This is a genomic window from Cylindrospermopsis sp. CR12 (assembly GCF_001432185.1).
Lineage (GTDB): Bacteria > Cyanobacteriota > Cyanobacteriia > Cyanobacteriales > Nostocaceae > Raphidiopsis > Raphidiopsis raciborskii.
In genome coordinates, this window is record NZ_LMVE01000081.1 from 26510 (window position 1) to 46335 (window position 19826).

Sequence of the window (19826 nt, forward strand, 5' to 3'; positions counted from 1 at the left end):
CCCTATTTTACCGTTGACCTAATTACTAATAACTTAGCATATCATTAGTCATTCTCACCCTCCAATCTAGAAATTTTCAACTTTTTGTGGTGGTTGGGCAAATTTACTGTCCAAGATAGCGGAAATTGCACGAGCGTACTGTGGGTCACTCAAGGTTCCAATTAAATTGGGATTAGCTGCTAACTCTCGTTCTTGGGCTTGAGTTAAATCTAGCTGAATATCGGGTGTAATACCCTTTTTGTTGATATCCGTGCCTTTAGGAGTATAATAATGGGCAATGGTGATTGCTAAACCAGATCCATCAATTAACTCATGAACTGATTGTACTAGGGCCTTACCATAGGTTTGACTACCTACCACTACTGCTCGGTTATTATCCTTAAGAGCGCCGGTCAGAATTTCACTGGCGCTGGCGGAGTTACCATCTACCAATATGGCCAGGGGTCTATTAGTTAACGCAGTGCCATTGGCTTTGGTTTCTTCGCTACCGCCTACCCGATCTACAGTCTTGACAATACCGCCTTTATCTAACCACATGCGTGCTATTTCAATACTAGCTTGCAGTAAACCACCAGGATTACCACGCAGGTCTAATACATAAAATTCCACCTTTTGATTATTCAAATCTCGAATTGCCCGATCCATCTGCTCCGCTGCATGACTACTAAATTCTTGTAATCGAATATAGCCAATACGACGTCCATTATCTCGTTTTAAAATATATCTTACGGTTGGTACTTCAATAGTTGCTCTTGTTAACTTGATATCAAGAAAACTGTTTCCTGGTCTGGATATTTTCAGGGTGATGGCAGTTCCTGCAGGACCGCGAATCAAGCTAGATGCTTCATCTATCTTCATTTTACTAGTGGATTTACCATTTATGGCAATAATTTCATCCCCTGCTTTAATACCCGCTTTATCTGCTGGTGAATTTTGTATAGGCTCTACCACAGTCAAGCGTTTGGTTTGCTCATTGATTTCCATGCGAATCCCTATACCTGTCACCTCACCAGAGGTTTGATTAGTCAGGGCTTCAAATTGTTTGGGATCCATAAATCTGGTGTAGGGATCTTCCAGTTTTTGGAGAGCTGATCTGATGGCTACATAAGCTTCTTGCTTGGATGTGTAGTTTTTGCTTAATAGACTTTGTCTAATTGCTTGCCAATTTTGTTGATTGAATTTACCATCAACATAGTCCCGATTGACAAGTTGCCATACTTGGTCTACCAGTGCTTTCGGACTGTCTTGTAAAGCGGCTTTAACCTGTTTATTCCATGCTTGACCAAATAAAGACAGGGTAGCACTGGTAGCAACCATTGTACCAACTAGGGCTACACGCAGTGGTGAGTAAGGTTTCGCAGATTGATTCATGTAGGTCATCTCTAATAACGCGTGGAGAGTTAGAATTTGCTTGCCTTACCGCACAATCAACAACCATATTGGTGTTACCCTGATCACTCTTTGCTTTAAAGGCCCAAATTCCTTCCCCATTATAGCATTTTGTTGAACTGGTGGGGGGTTTTTAAGAAATATGTTTAAAACATTTGTACTAAAAGAATGGACTGTATGATAGATAGGGGAACTGTGGTAAAATAGTCTTTTTGAAATTGTTCTTCCCTGATTGCTGCGCAAAAACAGTCGATTTTAGTTTTAATATTTCCATAATCACTAGCTGGAGGGCCAAATTCATAATCCATTGAACTAGTAACTGGATTCTGGTAAGTGATTTTTAAAAACTCTCCCTCACCATCAACCCTAAACCCTAGAGATTTTAAAGATTCCAATCCCAGATGTAAGCTCTGGTCATTGATACCCAATTTCTGCAAAACTTTTAACCGAGTTGTTTTTTGATTGGTGCGACTCAAAAATTTGGCAATACCCACCAAGTTCAACCAAATTTCTTCAGGTGTGAGATAATTGGGCTGTGACCAAGCCAAAGCTAAGTGTTTTTGATGAGAAATGGCAGTTTTCAACCAACCTTTTACCTCATTCCAGCTGGTGGGACAGTGTTTAATGGTCAATATTGAATCGTGGTAATTTTCACTTGGTTGATTTCTCCAATCTATAATCATTGCCGATTTGTGAGATTGAACTTCCAAGTGAATTCCTAAGTCACTAGTAGGACGGACATCAATTAATCTAATTTGATGCTCTGGTTGTGCTTTATTGTTATTGATATCTATTTCCACTATACAATCACATCTCCCCTGGGGTAGGTCATTTTTATCATGTCCCCACCAAATCCCGGGAAACCGTTGTTGACTAGAATCATCTCCCATCAGAAATTTGGTTTTCAGATATTGAATTTTATTCCCCTGGTAATCTTGAATTTTCTCATGGGAAATATTTTCAAACCAACAGTTCTTAATTAGTAATTTTGGCACTGGATTTCCCATACCACAGGGTTCCATAAGTTTCAGCTCTAAAAATAATTCTCTGCCTAAATCTGCCACAGTTACTACTAGATCCGCGTGCACTGTGGGTGTGAGGTTTATTCCCCCTACAGATAATCGGAATTGTTGGTTAATCGCATCGGTAAATAATCCGATATTTTCCACAGATAAACTTAGTCCAGCAGCAAAGGGATGTCCGCCAAAACGATGTAATAAATGTGCCTGCTTTTGAACTAGTTGGTATAAATCAATAGAGTTAATTGAACGAGCTGATCCGCGAGCTAAGTTTGTTTTACTATCTAGTGAATCTGTACTTAATAAGATAGTTGGTTTTCCTGTTTCTTGAGCAATTTGACCCGCAACTAAACCCAAGACCCCACCTGGCCATTGACTATCTACTAAAACAATCACATGGGTGGTAGATAAATCTAATTCCCCCAGTTTTTTTCTGGCCTGTTCTTGAACATCTTTTTGCAATGATTTACGTCGAGAATTGGCTAATTCTGTCTCTTGTGCTAGTTGACAACACCTTTTAATATCTCTACTAGTTAATAGCTCTACACAGAAACTTCCATCACCATGAATCCTGCTAACAGCATTAATACGTGGACCTAATCCAAAAGAAATATCCATAGGGCGATCGCCATTTTTGTGGCACAGTTCCAGTAGTTTTTTGATTCCTGGTCTCCTGCTATGTAAGATACCTTTTTTAGATTCTTGGTGTAATTTATCAATTCCAATCTGAGCCAAATAGCGACAATCACCCTTCAATTGTACCAGGTCAGCAATTAATCCTATGGCAACCAAATCTAATAAATCTTCCAGGGGGTTTTGTGGTATGTCTGGCAAAGTTTCATATAATGCTTCGACTAATTTATAAGCTACCGCAACTCCAGAAAGATGAAATAATGAATGTGTTTCGGGTAAGTAACGAGGATTGATAATAGCGCTGACGGGAGGACGTTCTGTTGGTAGGGTGTGATGATCGGTGACAATTAGGTCTATACCTAATTTCTGGGCATAAACAATCTCGTCAATGTTTGTACTTCCAGTGTCGCAGGTGATTATTAATCTACAACCTTGTTGGGCTAGACGTTCAATTCCGGCAAAATTTAACCCATGGGATTCTGTTAGTCGGTTGGGAATGTAATAGGTTAATTGTTCATACTGAGGGAAAAACTCTCCTAATCCATCCCATAGTAATGCGGTGGATGTAATACCATCGGCGTCAAAATCTCCCCAAATCCCTACTTTCTCCTTGGAGATTACTGCTGCTTTTAACCGATTGACTGCTAAATTCATCTCTTCTCCAAATTCAAAGGAACTTGCAGGTCGATAGTTTTTAAAATCGAGAAAATTGACTAGTTCTAATTCAGTTCTAATTCCTCTTTGCCATAGGATTTGCGCCACAAATTTGGCTTTTGATTTCGATCCATGACGGATGTGATACTGTTTTTGAACTGCTTGCAGAAAATCTTGGGGAATTTCTATGTTTTCTAATAAAATCCACTTCATGGCATTGATTTATGTTGTCAACTTATATTTAATTACACCCGTTAAGTAGGGAGTACGATTATTTATAGGATGGGTTAGCGGTAGGGTAACTCATGGGAGCTACTTAGTTTTAACATTCTATTTCTGGAATGGGTTGAATATTTGCCCTCGGTAATTGATTGTCTATTTCACCATAACAACGATAGCTATATGGACAATATTCACAAAGTTTTCTATGTTTTGGCTGCTGAGGTAATGGTTGATTTTTTTTATATTGTTCTAGCCAAATAGATAGATTCTCCAGCAGCTGTTTTAACTGATTTCCGTTTTTTTTATGCTCCACATTACTATATCTAAACTCAATTTTTTTTGAATTCCCTTTTCCTGGGATAAACCAATAGGTCATAGATATATTTTTGGGTAGGTATGTGCTAGTTTCTGCCAAAACATACATGTAAAGTTTAGTTTGCCAATGACTGGCTAAAGACTTGATATCCTTTAAGTCTGGTAGTTGACGATAGGTTTTCCAGTCAAATATTTTCGCCTTTTCATTGTTGGCTATCAACAGGTCATAAATGACGGTTATTAAATAATCTCCCACTTGTAGATTTCTAGAATGTTCACTTTCCTGAAATGTCTCCCCCTCCTTTCCCGCTGTCAGGATTTCCGGTATCACTCCAGTTAAATCCAATATTAAACTTTTGAGTCGCTCATCCTCCTCCATAAAACTCTCAATCGGTAGTCCCATGGCTTGCTGTTGCATTAGCAAGTGAAAACGACTACCCAATGTTTTATACTCTTCCTGTTTAGGATCTGTGGGTGTTGTTAGCATATCTAAACATGTATGCTGAAACTTCCTGGGACAGTTCTCAATTAAGTTCAGATGTCCCTGGGAAATTCTAAATAATTCCTGTTCCACTCCTACCATTTTGCTGGGTTTTACCTAAGTTTAATATGGAAAATTATATCCCTAAGAAAATCCAAATACTCAAATAAATGCTATCCTCAAAAACATGATAACCACTAAACCGAGAATGCCAACACCCACAACTACTCCAAAAGTCACAGCTTTTCCCCTTGCCGCTGTAGTCGGTCAAGAGGCAATTAAAACTGCCCTGCTATTAGCAGCAGTAGATCCCGGTTTGGGAGGTGTGGTAATTGCTGGTCGTCGTGGTACGGCTAAATCGGTTATGGCACGAGGTATTCACGCTTTATTACCAGGGATAGAAGTTGTCAAAGACTCCATGAGCAATTGTGATCCAGAACAACCAGAATCCTGGGATGACCAACTAGTGGCACAAACGTCAGAGGAAATAGTCACAGAAATTATACCTGTCCCTTTTGTACAAATACCCCTGGGAGTAACGGAGGATCGGCTTTTAGGTTCAGTAGATGTGGAGCAGTCGGTCAAACAAGGTAAAACCGTATTTCAACCAGGACTTCTAGCTACCGCTAACCGGGGTGTATTATATATAGATGAAATCAATTTGCTCGATGATCAAATTAGTAATCAATTGTTGGCCGTCCTTTCGGAAGGACGTAACCAAATAGAAAGGGAAGGGATAAGTTTTCAACACCCCTGTAAACCCCTTTTTATTGCTACCTATAACCCTGAAGAAGGCCCCCTGAGAGAACATCTCCTTGATAGAATCGCTATAGCTCTTAGTGCAGACGGAGTACTCGGGTTAGACCAAAGAGTGCAAGCAGTTGAACAGGCGATCGCTTATTCCATATCTCCTCAAGAATTCATACAGCAATACAATGAGGATATAGACTCTCTCAAAACCCAAATATTACTGGCCAGGGAATGGTTAAAAGAAGTAACTATCTCCTCCGAGCAGATTACCTACCTGGTCAACGAAGCTATTCGTGCAGGAGTGGAAGGACACCGAGCAGAATTATTTGCTGTCCGTGTTGCTAAAGCATCAGCAGCATTGGATGGACGTAATAGTGTTAGTGCTGAAGACCTACGCCGTGCAGTAGAATTAGTTATAGTTCCCAGAACCACGGTTATTCAAACTCCACCACCAGACCAACCACCACCACCACCACCCCAAAATCAGCAGGACTCACCAGAACAACAAGAGGAGCAACAAGAAGAGGAACAACAACAAGAACAACAAGAGGAGCAACAGGAACCTCCAGATATTCCCCAAGAGTTTGTTTTTGACCCCGAGGGAGTAATTCTCGATCCAGAGGTACTATATTTCACCCAGATGGCTCAAAGACAAGGAAAATCGGGCAGTCGCAGTCTGATATTTTCAGAAGATAGGGGCCGTTATATCAAACCTATGTTACCCAAGGGCAAGGTTAAACGCATTGCCGTTGATGCTACTTTAAGAGCTGCCGCTCCATATCAAAAAGCGCGTCGTTTACGACAGCCAGGGAAAAGGGTGATAGTGGAACAGGGGGATATGCGAACAAAACGGTTAGTGAGAAAAGCTGGTGCCCTGGTAGTATTTGTTGTTGATGCTTCCGGTTCAATGGCTTTAAATAGAATGCAGTCAGCTAAGGGAGCAGTAATGCAACTTTTAACTGAATCCTATCAAAACCGAGATCAAATTGCCCTAATTCCCTTTAGGGGAGAACAAGCGGAAGTGTTATTACCTCCTACCCGGTCTATTGCTTTAGCAAAAACCCGGTTAGAAAAATTACCTTGTGGAGGTGGTTCCCCCTTGGCCCATGGATTAACCCAAGCGGTCAGAGTGGGTGTCAACGCCCAAATGGGAGGAGACATTGGACAAGTGGTGATAGTGGCAATTACCGACGGTAGAGGTAATATACCGCTCTCCAGATCCCTAGGGGAGTCCCAGGAACCAGGAGAAAAACCAGATATTAAGGGAGAGCTCCTAGATATTGCAGGGAGGATTAGAGCTTCCGGGATGCAGTTACTGGTAATAGATACAGAAAGTAAATTTGTTTCAACTGGTTTTGCCAAAGAACTAGCGAAAACAGCGGGAGGCAAATATTATCAACTACCGAAAGCAACTGATAGAGCGATCGCAGCTATGGCCAGGGGGGCCATGGAGGAGATGAGAAAGTAGGGGACTTATGGAGTTTCTGTAAAGGTTTTGACTTTGCCATCGGGGGAGTAAACAACTCTAATTCTGAGAGTTTTTCCTGCTTTATTACTAGAAACAAAGGGTTTACCAATTTCTGGCATACCTGTATTATCAATGTATTCTCTAGCAGCTTGATTTAAGGGCAAAATCCGCTGAATTGTGCCATCAACCTCCAGGGTAACACTATATTCTAGGGTTTGAGTAAAATCTGCGGGTGGGCGCCATTTACCTTGAAGATACTTTCCTGCTTCTGCTACTTGGGGTGTATCGTAAGATTTGTTTTCCTGACTGGTTATGGTGGTTAGGTCTTGTTTTGCAGTTCCTGCTGTGTCATTCTCCCCAGTTCTATTACTTCTATTTAATGGTTGTGTCTGAGGTAGGGAAGGATTAGGTAGACTGTCGGGTAACCTGTTGACATCTCCCGGAGGTATGTTAGAATTAGGCATTCTACCTTGTATTCGTGGATCTGTAGGATATCCCAGTATTTTAGGGGGCACTTGGGTGCTATTAGGACTATTAGGGATAATGTCTCCTGCAATTTCTGGTGTTTTTAGGGGATTTTTACCTGTTGTACCAGGGGTTGGTGTGGGGAAGACTGTGCCCGATCTAAGAACATCCAAATTTTCCTGGTTAGGACTGGGTAAATTAAAATTGGGTAAACCAGAAGGTAGGTCAGCTAAATCAGGTGACTTAACACCAGCATCCGGGTTCATAGTAGGTGCCCCGGTTGACATAGGTTCTTGAGGTTTTTGTTGCTCACTTACTCGCACCGAGCGCATATTACTAGCATATTGCCAGGTGAAGGGAGTTAGACCCAAAGCCAAAGTTAACACTGCTGCTACAGGAGCCCATCTGGGCAATTTGGAACTTATGAACCTTTCAGCTCCCATAGTTGGTAATGCAATTATATCAGCAGAATACTCATCCAAAGCACTAGATAAATCAAATAACTGTAATAGAGTCAGTTCAATCACCGGTCCAGATCTTTGGGTAGCTAGGGAACCTAGGTATAGTTTATGAGTTAGATTCTCCTGGAATTCTAGATAAATAGTAGCCTCTAAAACCCCCGTATTATCCCTATGATGGGGAAGGGAAGCAGATGCTGGAGACGCACTAGAAGCAATATCTTCCGCTTCCGAGGGTAACGTAGGGGGTTTGGAAGGTGTAGATTCCCGAAAAATCACACAAAACCTATCGGATGACTCTTGCAAAAGTTGCTGCACGTAGCTGCTTACAGCATTACATAAAACCTCCAACTGTTCCCGATTACCCTCAATAGGTATTCTCAAATCTTGTGGTAAAGTTGGATCATCAAAATGCAATTGAAAACGTAGCTGATCCACCACAGTTTGACTCATCCAACGAGATAAGGGTGAGCTTTCCGCTAGAATTTCTAACGTACAAGTGGGCGGTGTATAACGGCGAACAACAGAATTGGATCCAGGCATAGTAAAAATACCATTATCTTGTGGAACGGTCTAGCAATGTTAACCAGAGTCGGCGATGTCCAGTAGGAGAGCTATAAAAGAGTAAATCTATCAGTAGTTTAACTGCTAAATTAGTCAACAAATCAGTAGAAATTTTATCATCTTCCTCCATTCTTTCCTGGTAAACATTGCAGAAGTTATCTGTATAATCTGCCAGTAAAGCATTTTGATGAAGTTGTTGGTGATTAGCCGCTATTTTTTCTAATAAACCTACAGCGCGCCGAATTAACTCTTGATGTTGTTTAGCAAGATAACAAGTAATTAAAACCAGAGATCTAGCCTCATCCACATCTAGCTTTTTTCTCCCTCCTGGACTTTTGCGTAGGGGGTTAGATTGGCGTAATCGCCATAAAGCTATTCTATCGGGTACTTTTGATTCCAAATCCAGATGGGTAGCTGCAGATAACATCGCATCTGAGCCAATACCAGTTAAAGTTTCCAGGGCTAAAAGCACTAAATCCAATTGAGTTTTAATGTTATCCCATTCTACCGAGTTAGGAGTTGGAAACTGACTTAATTCTTGCCATGGGGAATTGGCTTTGACTGACTTATCAGTCGATTGCATAACTTTTGTCATAGGTGATCCGGTAAATAAAAGCTATCAAGCATGACAACAACAAAGATTGATTGGTTTTGGTTGACTCAACTACCCAGTTTAAACAAGAGAATAGGTCTTGGTTTTATGGGAAATGAAAATTTATTGTCTTAATTGTGAGAAGTTTTTAAGTTTTGCCTATTTGATATGGGCGATAGTTACACCAGTACCACCGTCCACCCGGGATGCTGCTTCATAATGACTGACCCTAGGGTGCTGTTGCAAGAACTCATGAACTCCTTGTTTTAGTTTACCAGTTCCATGTCCATGAATAATCCATACTGGTCCTGCTGCTTGGGAAATAACTTGGTCTAAGATATATTCAGCATCCCCTACCCTTTTTCCGCGTAAATCAACAGTATTTTTGGATGTGCGCATCTCTAAATTCTCAGTCGATGTTGATGATGCTGCTATAAGTTCTTGTTTTTGCCCAGAAACTACAGCAAGTGGGACCTTGGTTTTGCTGGGTACTAATGGTTTTTCCCCATCTAGGGATTCCACATCCTCCAGGTTTACCGTCATTTTCATCATTCCAAATCGCACTGTCAATTCCCCATTTCCATCCGCAGCAGATATTACCTGGGCAGTTTGCCCTAATTTAGGTATGCGCACCCTTTCACCAGGTTCGGGGATAAATCCTTGTTTCACTTTTGGGGGAGCTACCGGTTGGTATTTATCCGCAATTTCAGTTAGTAACTTAGTTGCTTTTTGTGCATCTTGAGCTGTGGGTTTACCTTGTTGGAGCTGGCGAATTACCTGGGCAATTTCTCCCTTGGCTTGAGTAATGGCTTTCTGTACCGCTATCTCTTGGGAAGCTCGCAGATCTTTTTCCCTTTCTTCTAACGCTGTGGCTCTCTGGGAAACTTCTTTGTATAATTTCTCCGTCTGCTTGAGTAGTTCCTGGGCCGCTGCAGCTTTTGTTTCCTGACTCCGTCTTTGAGCTTCTAGTCCTGCAATTACTTGATTAACTTCATCCGTTGTTTCTCCTAGTTGGCTTTTAGCATTCTCCACTACCTCTGGTTTTAACCCCAACCGCAAAGCTATGGCCAGCGCATTAGAACGTCCCGGAATCCCCCACAATAATCTGTAGGTGGGAGAAAGGGTGGTTTCATTAAATTCTACTGAGGCATTTTCAAAACGAATATCCTCATATTTTAAGGATTTTAATTCCCCAAAGTGCGTAGTGGCAATGGTTAATTGAGCGTGATCTCCAAGATATTTCAACAGTGCGATCGCCAGGGCGCTACCTTCCACTGGATCAGTACCTGCTCCTACTTCGTCCAAAAGAATCAGGGAATGACTGGTTTGGTAGGGTGAGGACTGTCTTTCTTCGCCAATAGCATTTAAAATGCGACTAATGCGACGAATATGACCAGAAAAGGTGGATAAACTTTGTGCCAAGGACTGTTCATCTCCAATATCAGCTAAAACGTGACTAAACCAGGGTATTTCCACCGGTTCACGTGCGGGAATAAATAAACCTACTTTAGCCATTAATGCGGCCAAACCCAAAGTTTTCAAGGTTACAGTTTTACCACCGGTATTTGGTCCAGTAATAGTGACAACTTTAATATGGGGACTAATTAGTAAGTCTACTGGAACCACTGGATGTCCCTGTTCGTGTTTTTGTTGCCAAACTAACAAAGGATGACGTAATTGCCGCAGAGTGATAATTTCGGAAGATGAACCTCCTGGTATGGAAGGGTGAATCAATCTAGGCGGATTACCCTCTATCCAAAGACTATATCTAGCTTTAGCTGCAGCTACATCTATAGTGGTGACAATGGCTAGTAACTTTTCTAAATCCGGTTTTACTTCTGCTACTTTTGTAGTTAATATTCTCAGTATGGCTTCTATTTCTACCTGTTCTCGTTTTAAGGTTTGACGCAATTGGTTGCCCATAGAAACAATACTATTGGGTTCAATATACAAGGTAGCACCACTAGTAGAAGAGTCATGAACAATCCCGGGAACTGCATCTTTTTGTGGTGCTTTAACAGGCAATACATAGCGATCGCCTCTTTGAGTAATAATCAGTTCCTGTAGAGCATTAGACTTAACTTGAATAATATTATGGAGTTTCTGGGTAATTTGACTACGTAATTTACGTAAATCCTCGCGGATTTCGGACAATTTTTGACTAGCGCGGTCTGCAATCTGGGCCCGCTCATCGATACAGTGATGAATTTCCTGCTCTAACTCAGGATAAGTTCGCAATTGGGAGACCAAATTACAGAGAATGGGTAAATCTTCCTGATTATCAATTACTCGACGTAAATTTCTTGCTCCTGCTAAGGTAGTAGCTATAGCCAACAGTTCTTCACTTGATAACAAACCATGAAGTTCAGCTCTTTCTAGGGAATCACCAATATCTTGAATTCCCTCAAAAGATAATCCTGAAATCAGTTGGCTTTCTAACTGATACACCTCCTTGGTTTGGCACAATAACCCTTCACTTTCCTCCAGTGTGGATGGAATTGGTAGGGAGCGAGTAACTATTGTGCCTAACTTAGTTGCAGCAAAGCTAGAAAGATGTTGACAAAGCCTAGACCATTCTAATAATTCTAAAGTTTCCGTTGCTATCATGAATTGTCAAGTTTTAACTGAGTTTAAATGTAGACTTAAATAGTTTTATCTTTTATTGAGTTGGGGGGTGATTTGTCAGCCATCTTTTTCTCCACTGAGAAGTAGATTCTAGAGTAGATGTGAGAACTTCCTGTTCTCGTCGTTTCATGATATCAGGAGCTTGGTCTTGAAGTTGAGGGTCACGATAGGGAATGGCCGCACGGGTTTTTAAGTGTTCTATTTCTGCTGCACCCAGGGGATAAGTTTCTGTGATGTACTTGTGCTGATGTGGAGCATAACCAGCAATGGTTCCTGGAGTGCGTCTTCCCACAGGAGTGGTAGAGCCAATTATCAATCCAGCAGACATTAAAGCTGTACGAACAGCAGCAGCACACGAGTAAGTTGCCAGCAATCCACCTGGTTGCAAGCAAAGAGCAACCTTTTTAATAAACTCTACAGTCCATAGTTGGGGACAATGGGGTGGAGAAAAAGGATCTAGAAAAATCACATCTGCTAAAAAACCAGAGGAAAATACCTCCTGAATGGATTTTCTCCCGTCATTTATAATTAGTCTAACACTTAAATTATCATCTTGATAACAGTGTTTAAAGGCAATCTCCCTCAAAATTAGTTTATGCTCTTGATGCCAATCGGCAAAAACATTGTGACAAATTGCGGCTTGGGGAACCAGAGGATCCGACTCTAAACCTATAACCTCTATCCGACAATTGGGATTTTCTCCCCAAATAGATTGTAACGCTACGGCGGTGTTGTAACCTAATCCGTAACAAACATCTAAAATTTTAACATTTCCTGTTTGGGCGAATAGGGGTACTTGAGTGGGAATCACAAACTTGAGAAAACTCTCCTGTTTAGCACCATAAAGACTGTGGAAAGACTCTTGAAACTCTCCAGAGAAAAAAGTGAGGGAACCATCTTTTGTGACCTGGGGTAGAAAATCCATAGTATTTCTCTCAGATTTGCCCAAGTCTGTTTAATGTGCGGGCATTTTCCTCGGGTGTCCCTATGGTGATTCGTAATCCACCAGGTAATAATCTAATTAGAGTACCTTGACTCCTTAATTTCTGACTGATGGTTTTTAACACTCCATCGGGGGAATGATTGTGTTTTAACCGGACATAAATAAAATTAGTATTACTGGGAACTACCTCTAAAATGGGGTGTGTGGATAAATCTCGAATCAATTTATCTCTTTCTGTGAGAGTTTCAACGATAGAACTCAGTAAAAGTTGGCGATTTTGTAGTGCCACCAAAGCACCAGCTAAGGAAAAACTCGGTAAATTATAGGGTAGACGAACCTTTTCTAAAATAGAAATTACTTGGGGATGACCTACACAATAACCTACCCGCATGGCGGCCAGTCGAAAAGCTTTGGAAAATGTCCGTAAAATTACCCAATTAGGATGTTTGATTAATTTTTCTACCAGGGTGTTTTGACTGAATTCAAAATAAGCCTCATCAATAACCACTAATATGTCCGGTGGTAAACCTTGCAACCAATTTAACTCTGATATGGTCAAGCAGTTGGCGGTGGGAGAGTTAGGATGGACAACAAAAACCGCCCGCACGGGGGGATTTGCTCCTTTTAAAGCTGTTTGAGCAGCAGCTAAGTCCATTTCAAAGTGATCATGGTTCCTACCCACACTAACTACGGAAATACCCAAGGTTTGTGCCAGGATAGCGTACATGGAGAAGGTAGGATTGGCAACCAAAATAGAGCCTGCTCCTCCCAAACAGGTGGAAATTAGTAGGGAACGAATTAACTCATCCGAACCATTACCCACAGAAATGTTAACAGCACTGAAAGAATCAGAAGATAGACCAGCGGATTCACTCACATATTGAGCTATTTCCGCTTTTAGTGCTTCGTGCCCTCCATCGGGATAGCGATTAGACTCTATAGTGTATTGAAAAGTCTCAGCCAGTTTTTTCTTAATTTCCTGTGGCAAATCGTAAGGACTTTCATTAGTATCAAGCCTATCCAGTTCAGTCTTTACTGGTTCTAACGTATCACTACTGGGATGAGGTTTATAAGATGTGAATTCGGATAAATCCGGGCGAATAAAAGAAAACATATTGTTTGTCTGATAACTAATCCAATCACTCCAACTACCAGGATAAAGTTTAGCAGTGGAAATTCCCGCCATTTCTAAGGATAGCAAATTAACACAAGCGGTGACACCTGAACCACAATAAACAATGATTTCCGGACTATTTGCTATTGCTTGCCATCTTTCTCCTTGTTCTGACACTAAATAGCCCTGGCCATTTGTTACCCCTTGCCAAGGGTAATTTATAGCACCCGGAATATGACCAGCAATTGGATCAATGGGTTCCCTTTCCCCACGATAGCGATCGCCTTCCCTTGCGTCTATTAAAACTGGTTTGTTTTCTGTTAGTGTAGACTGATTAATTTGTTCTACATAATGTTTAACATAATTAAAATCCACAATTTTTGTTGCTTGTGGGTGGGGAGTAAAATTTCCCCTGGTTCCCGGTATGGTAGATGGTATATTAGAGATGGGGTAACCCAAACTTTGCCATCCGGAAAAACCGCCATCTAAAACGGCCACATTTTCGTGGCCTAGGTAACGTAATAGCCACCATAGTCGAGATGCAAATGCCAATCGAGAATCATCATAAGCGACTACCAAAGATTCCCCATGATTAATCCCCATTTGTGCCAGCTTATCAGCCAAAATAGACACATCTGGTAAAGGGTGTCTTCCCCCATGTTGACCAACCGCACCAGACAAATCTTGGTTTAAATCCAAGTAGTAAGCACCTGGTATGTGACCCATCTGGTATTGACTCCTTCCCAGTAGGGGATCCGTCAGGGAAAATCGACAATCCACAACTACTATACACGAGTCATCCTGTGTATTATTATCTGGATTGGTAATATTACCAAATAACCACTGTGGACTAACAAACAATTGCTGACAATATTTTAATTGGTTCATGTTCCCAGGAATCTCAACAACATTGATAATACAATGACATCTCCCTTAAATGCTTGTGAGTTTAAACGCTTGTGATTGGCAAGTTCGTGTGGCCACTTCTAGTGATTTGTCTGGAATTGCCCAAATAATAACCGAAAGCTTTTATTCCCAGAATGGTTTATGGGGATGGGCCTTCCCATTGTTTAAAATTGGCATTTATGAAGATCTCAGATACCGTCTCCAAACATTAATGCCTCACCAGACTTGTTTAGTCGCTATCCATACCAGCCAGTCAGGTAACCATCAGGTTCTTGGCACAGTAGAACTGGGAGTGCGATTTGTCCATAGCTGGACAAACTACAACAGGTTATCGCCTTATGTGTCTAACTTGGCTGTTGATCCAAGATATCGGAGATATGGTTTGGGTTCTAGTTTACTAACTAGTTGTGAACAAGTGTGTAAAAGTTGGGGATTTCAAGACATTTATCTTCATGTTTTGGAAAAAAATCATCAAGCTAGGAAGCTATACTTGAAGATGGGATATGAAATCTATAGGGTGGAGTCCAGTTGGCAGGATTTTTTCTTACCCTCCCGACAGTTTTTTTTGCATAAACGTCTTAAGTAAAATAATATCTCAAGTTAAGCTTACTAACAACTATGACAATTGAACTAACTGAAGAACTGAGTCAAGCAGTAGAGCAACGGCGCAATTTTGCCATTATTTCTCACCCGGATGCTGGTAAAACTACTCTGACAGAAAAACTGTTATTATACGGGGGTGCTATTCATGAAGCTGGGGCGGTTAAAGCTCGAAGAGACCAACGTAAGGTGACTTCTGACTGGATGGCTATGGAACAACAACGGGGTATTTCTATTACCTCTACAGTTTTACAATTTGTCTATCATAGCTGTCAAATTAACTTGCTGGATACCCCTGGACACCAAGATTTTAGTGAGGACACTTATAGAACTTTAGCAGCAGCTGATAATGCGGTAATGTTAATTGATGCTGCGAAGGGTCTAGAACCTCAAACTCGTAAACTGTTTGAAGTATGTAAATTAAGAGGTATTCCCATATTTACCTTTGTCAATAAACTTGACCGTCCCGGGAGAGAACCTCTGGAATTATTGGATGAAATTGAACAGGAATTGGGTTTACAGACATACGCCGTAAATTGGCCCATAGGTATGGGAGATAGATTTAAAGGGGTATTTGACCGTAACCATAACCAGATCCATCTATTTGAACGGAGCGCCCATGGAAGTAAGGAAGCTCGCAGTACAATGGTCAATCTGGGAGATGCTAAAATTCAGGAATTGTTAGATCAGGATCTTTACCACCAACTCAAGGATGAGTTAGAATTGCTGGAAGGTGCTGGCGAAGAACTGGATTTAGATTTAGTCCACCAGGGAAAAATGACTCCCATATTTTTTGGCAGTGCTATGACCAATTTCGGGGTGGAGTTGTTTCTTAAATGCTTTTTAGAATATGCCCTCAAACCTGGAGATCATCACAGCAGCGCAGGTAAAATTGCACCGACTTACCCAGAGTTTACGGGTTTTGTATTTAAACTGCAAGCCAATATGGACCCTAAACATAGAGATAGAGTCGCTTTTGTCCGGGTTTGCACAGGCAAATTTGAAAAAGATATGACAGTCAATCATGCTCGCACAGGTAAAGCAGTTCGTCTATCTCGACCTCAGAAACTTTTTGCCCAGGAAAGAGAATCTATAGATGTCGCTTACCCGGGTGATGTGATTGGGTTAAATAATCCCGGTGTGTTTGCTATTGGGGATACAATTTATACGGGACAAAAGCTAGAATATGAGGGAATTCCCTATTTTTCTCCAGAACTTTTTGCCACCTTAAGAAATCCTAACCCATCAAAATTCAAGCAATTTCAAAAAGGTGTTTCTGAGTTAAGAGAAGAAGGTGCTGTACAAATTATGTATTCAACGGATGAGGCTAAACGAGATCCGATTTTGGCAGCAGTTGGTCAGTTACAATTTGAGGTTGTTCAGTTCCGACTACAAAATGAGTATGGTGTGGAAACGATCCTTGACCTATTGCCATATACCGTAGCTCGATGGGTAGATGGTGGTTGGGATACTTTGAATAAGGTAGGACGTTTATTTAATACTATTACGGTGAAGGATTCTATGGGAAGACCCGTTTTACTATTCCGTAACGAGTGGAACTGTCAACAATTACAAGGAGACCATCCAGAGTTAAAACTCAGCTCAATTGCACCAGTGTTCTCCGCTGGGCAAACTGTCGAATAATCCCCAGCGATCGCTCTTTTACTCTTTCCTACTCCTCCTATGGTTCCATCCCAAAAGTCCTCTCTAGAGAAGGGTTTGTCTGCTCTTAAACAAGGCAGTTACTACGCGGCAATTAGTAGTCTTGTGCCTATTGTGAATAGACCAGATAACCATCATATTAAGTTACAGGCTCAAGTGGGTCTAGTTATGGCTTATGCACACACAGGGGAACTTTCTAAGGCGATCGCTGTGTGTAGGACTTTAGTTGGTAATGATAATGCTCAACCAACTAATTCCCAGGTACAACAATGGGCAAAGGTTGCTATTGAACATTTAATTAAGCGGCAACAAAGACAACAAGCTAAACAGTCTCGTTTAGTTGCTCAGTATAATTTACAGAATGACCGCCATTTAGTAGATTCAAAACAAACCATATCTAATGAAGATTATGAGGACTCTGATCAGGTTGAGCGTACCAATACTAAATCAAATATTGCTAATAGTCCTAACATAGAAACAGCAAGTATTTATTGGCGACAGGCTAAACGGGCTAAAGTGTGGCAACCGTTGCGGAAGTACCACTTTATCCGTTTTGCAATTCCAGGAATGATCACTATGATGGCCTTATTTTTTATTTGGCAATTTGTGATCAGCCTGATATTTATTTCAATGAATGAGGTTTTACATAGATTGCCTTATGTAGATCCATTGCCTTTTTTATATGTAAACCCAACTTTATTGATTTTAACTAGCTTATTATTCCTGTTATTATTTATAATGTCTCCTTGGTTATTGGATGGATTACTGGCAAAATTCTATCACCAACAGGCATTTTCCAAGGAAGCTTTACACCGATACAGTCGAGAGTCTGTAAGGATTATCCAAAGAACCTGTCAACTGAGAAAGTTCCCCCTACCTCAACTAAAAATCCTACCCCTAACAGTACCAATTATATTTACCTATGGAAACCTACCTCAGACTGCCAGAATCGTGGTCAGCCAAGGAATGCTCACACAACTAGCAGAGGATGAAATAGGGACAGTTTATGCCCTCGCCCTAGGGCAAATTGACTCCTGGGGTTTGGGGATTATGTCCTTAGCTGTTTTAATAAGTCTACCATTTTACCTAATTTATCAGCAAACAGCCATCTGGTCAACTAAAAATCAAAATATATTATGGCACTGGATTACCACGGCGTTGGGTAGTGTGAGTTATGGAATCTGGAGTTTGTTTACCGCTACAACCTTCATTAATTCTCGCCTACGTTTCAAAAATAGCGATCGCCAGGCAGTAGAAATGACAGGAAATCCCAATGGACTAATTCGCGCCCTGTTAAAGACTACCATTGGCATAGCCAGAAACATTAAAAATCAACAACAGACAAGCTGGGAACTAGAAAGTTTAAATATAGTTGCTCCTGTAGATTATAAACACAGCCTTTTTTTAGGCAGTACTGCTGGTCAATTCACCTGGGAATCATTATTAATATGGGAAAACAATCAACCATACCGCCAATGGTTTACACTAAATAATAGCCATCCCCTCCTGGGCGATCGCCTGGAAAATCTGTGTCAAATTGCTCACCAGTGGTACTTAGATACAGAACTGTACCCGATGAAACCAAATTCACCCCAGATAACAATGCAGTCATTTTTATTACAAATCGCCCCATTTTTAGGAATCCCTATAGGTTTAGGAATGGGGGTGATACTGTGGTTAACTTGGCAAATAGGTTATGGGTTGGAGCTGTTTCACTTAAAATGGATTTATGATGGGTGGTCTTTTTTGGTAGGATTCTTAATGATTGGATTTAGTATTGGCACAATTGTGAGGTTAAACGCCTTGTTTCCCGGAATTAAACCGGAGAACCTAAACAGTGAAAAACAAATGCTAAAATTCCTAACTAACCCTGTAGTTCTACCAATTAATAGCCTCAACATCCGAATCTCCGGTAGACTTTTGGGTAGGAGGGGTTCTGGTAACTGTGTAGGTCAGGATCTAATTTTGGAATCGGAAATTGGTTTAATCAAATTACACCATGTATGGTTCCCGACCTGGCGAAAACTAATGGGAGAGCAGATTACCCTAACGGGTTGGTTACGACGGGGAGCTACACCCTGGGTTGATGTTCACAGTTTAGAAACCATAAATGGTAAGATTATTTATGGTCACCATCCCATCTGGTCAACAGTAATAGCACTGATTGCTCAGTTCTGGGGTGCTTATATTCTATTAATGGAACCTGTTGTCGGTGGACTTTAAAAACTTTGGAAGCATGTATTCATGTCGTTTGAAACTATAGTTTAACAGATGGGATTAAAAAAATTGGTTTGCGGCGATTTTATTAGTAGCATTTATATAAGAGCCTATGTAAGAGCCAAAAGTCAATACTTTTCTTTTCTCACTTTCATGTAAACCTCGGAGGAAAAATTCATGTCCGTTCGTCTGTATATAGGTAATTTACCCAAAGAAGAAATTGACCGTCAAGAGTTGCAAGCTGTATTTGCTGCTGAGGGTGATGCAGTTACTACCAAACTAATAAAAGACAGAAAAACAGGTAAGTGTCGTGGTTTTGGCTTCTTGACAGTTAACAATGACGACCAAGCAGACCAAATTATCGAAAAATATAATGGTCAAATGTTCAAGGATGCGGCCATTAAACTAGAAAAGGCATTACCTAGAACCAAAGGTGAAGAGGGTGAGGAGCAAACCCCCAAACCAGTTCTACAATCTTCTAGTACACCAGCTCCAGTTCCCAGCACCAACAAACAGAGTCGTCGTGAAAAAAGTTCCAAAAAATCCAAGCGTGGTGGGTCACCTGTGGAAAGTACAACATCAGTTGATACGGATGCAATTCGTCCCGATCCCCGCTGGGCTGAACAGCTAACAAAAATCAAGCAGATGTTAACTGCTACTGCTCCGTAAACCTATCTTTGGGAAGTGGGGTAAGTTAATCAAGTCCATGCAACAACTAATATTTGTATGGGCTATATCTATCTTTTCCA

The 19826-nt window shown here is 41.0% G+C and carries 13 protein-coding genes and 1 pseudogene; 5 read left to right on the plus strand and 9 right to left on the minus strand.

The features are described 5' to 3' along the window. Positions 1 to 66: 66 nt before the first annotated feature. From ctpB to ASL19_RS09245, 3 genes are all read right to left on the minus strand, one after another. Positions 67 to 1371, minus strand: a complete 1305-nt coding sequence (gene ctpB / locus ASL19_RS09235) for a carboxyl-terminal processing protease CtpB (protein ID WP_057178111.1) — start codon at positions 1369 to 1371, stop codon at positions 67 to 69. Positions 1372 to 1535: 164 nt separating this feature from the next. Then, a complete protein-coding gene (recJ, locus tag ASL19_RS09240) occupies positions 1536 to 3908 on the minus strand; it encodes a single-stranded-DNA-specific exonuclease RecJ (RefSeq protein ID WP_057178112.1) in 2373 nt (790 codons plus the stop codon). A 109-nt stretch (positions 3909 to 4017) separates the two neighbouring features. Then, the gene (locus tag ASL19_RS09245) at positions 4018 to 4815 is read right to left on the minus strand and encodes a PD-(D/E)XK nuclease family protein (protein ID WP_057178113.1); all 798 of its coding nucleotides are present in this window, start codon (positions 4813 to 4815) and stop codon (positions 4018 to 4020) included. Positions 4816 to 4921: 106 nt separating this feature from the next. Here ASL19_RS09245 and bchD point away from each other — a divergent pair, with 106 nt between their 5' ends. Continuing rightward, the gene (bchD, locus tag ASL19_RS09250) at positions 4922 to 6931 is read left to right on the plus strand and encodes a magnesium chelatase ATPase subunit D (protein WP_057178114.1); all 2010 of its coding nucleotides are present in this window, start codon (positions 4922 to 4924) and stop codon (positions 6929 to 6931) included. Between the two features lie 5 nt (positions 6932 to 6936). Here bchD and ASL19_RS09255 read toward each other — a convergent pair whose 3' ends face one another. The 6 genes and pseudogenes from ASL19_RS09255 to ASL19_RS18615 form a co-directional block, all read right to left on the minus strand. After that, the gene (locus ASL19_RS09255) at positions 6937 to 8397 is read right to left on the minus strand and encodes a DUF4335 domain-containing protein (RefSeq protein ID WP_057178115.1); all 1461 of its coding nucleotides are present in this window, start codon (positions 8395 to 8397) and stop codon (positions 6937 to 6939) included. A gap of 13 nt (positions 8398 to 8410) precedes the next feature. Continuing rightward, positions 8411 to 9013: a DUF3038 domain-containing protein gene (locus ASL19_RS09260; RefSeq protein WP_369806395.1), complete on the minus strand. Its 603-nt coding sequence runs from the start codon at positions 9011 to 9013 to the stop codon at positions 8411 to 8413. Between the two features lie 156 nt (positions 9014 to 9169). Beyond that, positions 9170 to 11617, minus strand: coding sequence for an endonuclease MutS2 (locus ASL19_RS09265; protein ID WP_057178116.1), 2448 nt, complete (start codon positions 11615 to 11617; stop codon positions 9170 to 9172). Positions 11618 to 11669: 52 nt separating this feature from the next. Further along, the gene (locus tag ASL19_RS09270; RefSeq protein WP_057178117.1) at positions 11670 to 12560 is read right to left on the minus strand and encodes a tRNA (5-methylaminomethyl-2-thiouridine)(34)-methyltransferase MnmD; all 891 of its coding nucleotides are present in this window, start codon (positions 12558 to 12560) and stop codon (positions 11670 to 11672) included. A 10-nt stretch (positions 12561 to 12570) separates the two neighbouring features. Then, positions 12571 to 13692: a histidinol-phosphate transaminase gene (locus ASL19_RS18610; protein ID WP_057178146.1), complete on the minus strand. Its 1122-nt coding sequence runs from the start codon at positions 13690 to 13692 to the stop codon at positions 12571 to 12573. A gap of 30 nt (positions 13693 to 13722) precedes the next feature. Continuing rightward, positions 13723 to 14580, minus strand: a pseudogene (locus ASL19_RS18615) (sulfurtransferase); the annotation flags it as partial. A gap of 49 nt (positions 14581 to 14629) precedes the next feature. On the opposite strand from ASL19_RS18615, the gene ASL19_RS09280 reads away from it, so the two are divergent. The 4 genes from ASL19_RS09280 (at position 14630) to ASL19_RS09295 (ending at position 19746) form a co-directional block, all read left to right on the plus strand. Continuing rightward, positions 14630 to 15184, plus strand: coding sequence for a GNAT family N-acetyltransferase (locus tag ASL19_RS09280; RefSeq protein ID WP_057178118.1), 555 nt, complete (start codon positions 14630 to 14632; stop codon positions 15182 to 15184). 32 nt (positions 15185 to 15216) lie between these two features. Beyond that, on the plus strand, positions 15217 to 16842 hold the full coding sequence (gene prfC, locus ASL19_RS09285) for a peptide chain release factor 3 (protein WP_057178119.1): 1626 nt from the start codon (positions 15217 to 15219) through the stop codon (positions 16840 to 16842). A 39-nt stretch (positions 16843 to 16881) separates the two neighbouring features. Beyond that, a complete protein-coding gene (locus ASL19_RS09290) occupies positions 16882 to 19083 on the plus strand; it encodes a M48 family metalloprotease (RefSeq protein WP_057178120.1) in 2202 nt (733 codons plus the stop codon). A 171-nt stretch (positions 19084 to 19254) separates the two neighbouring features. Next, positions 19255 to 19746 carry an RNA-binding protein gene (locus ASL19_RS09295; protein WP_006277102.1) on the plus strand — a complete coding sequence of 164 codons (492 nt, stop codon included), beginning with the start codon at positions 19255 to 19257 and terminating at the stop codon, positions 19744 to 19746. The last annotated feature ends 80 nt before the right edge of the window (positions 19747 to 19826 follow it).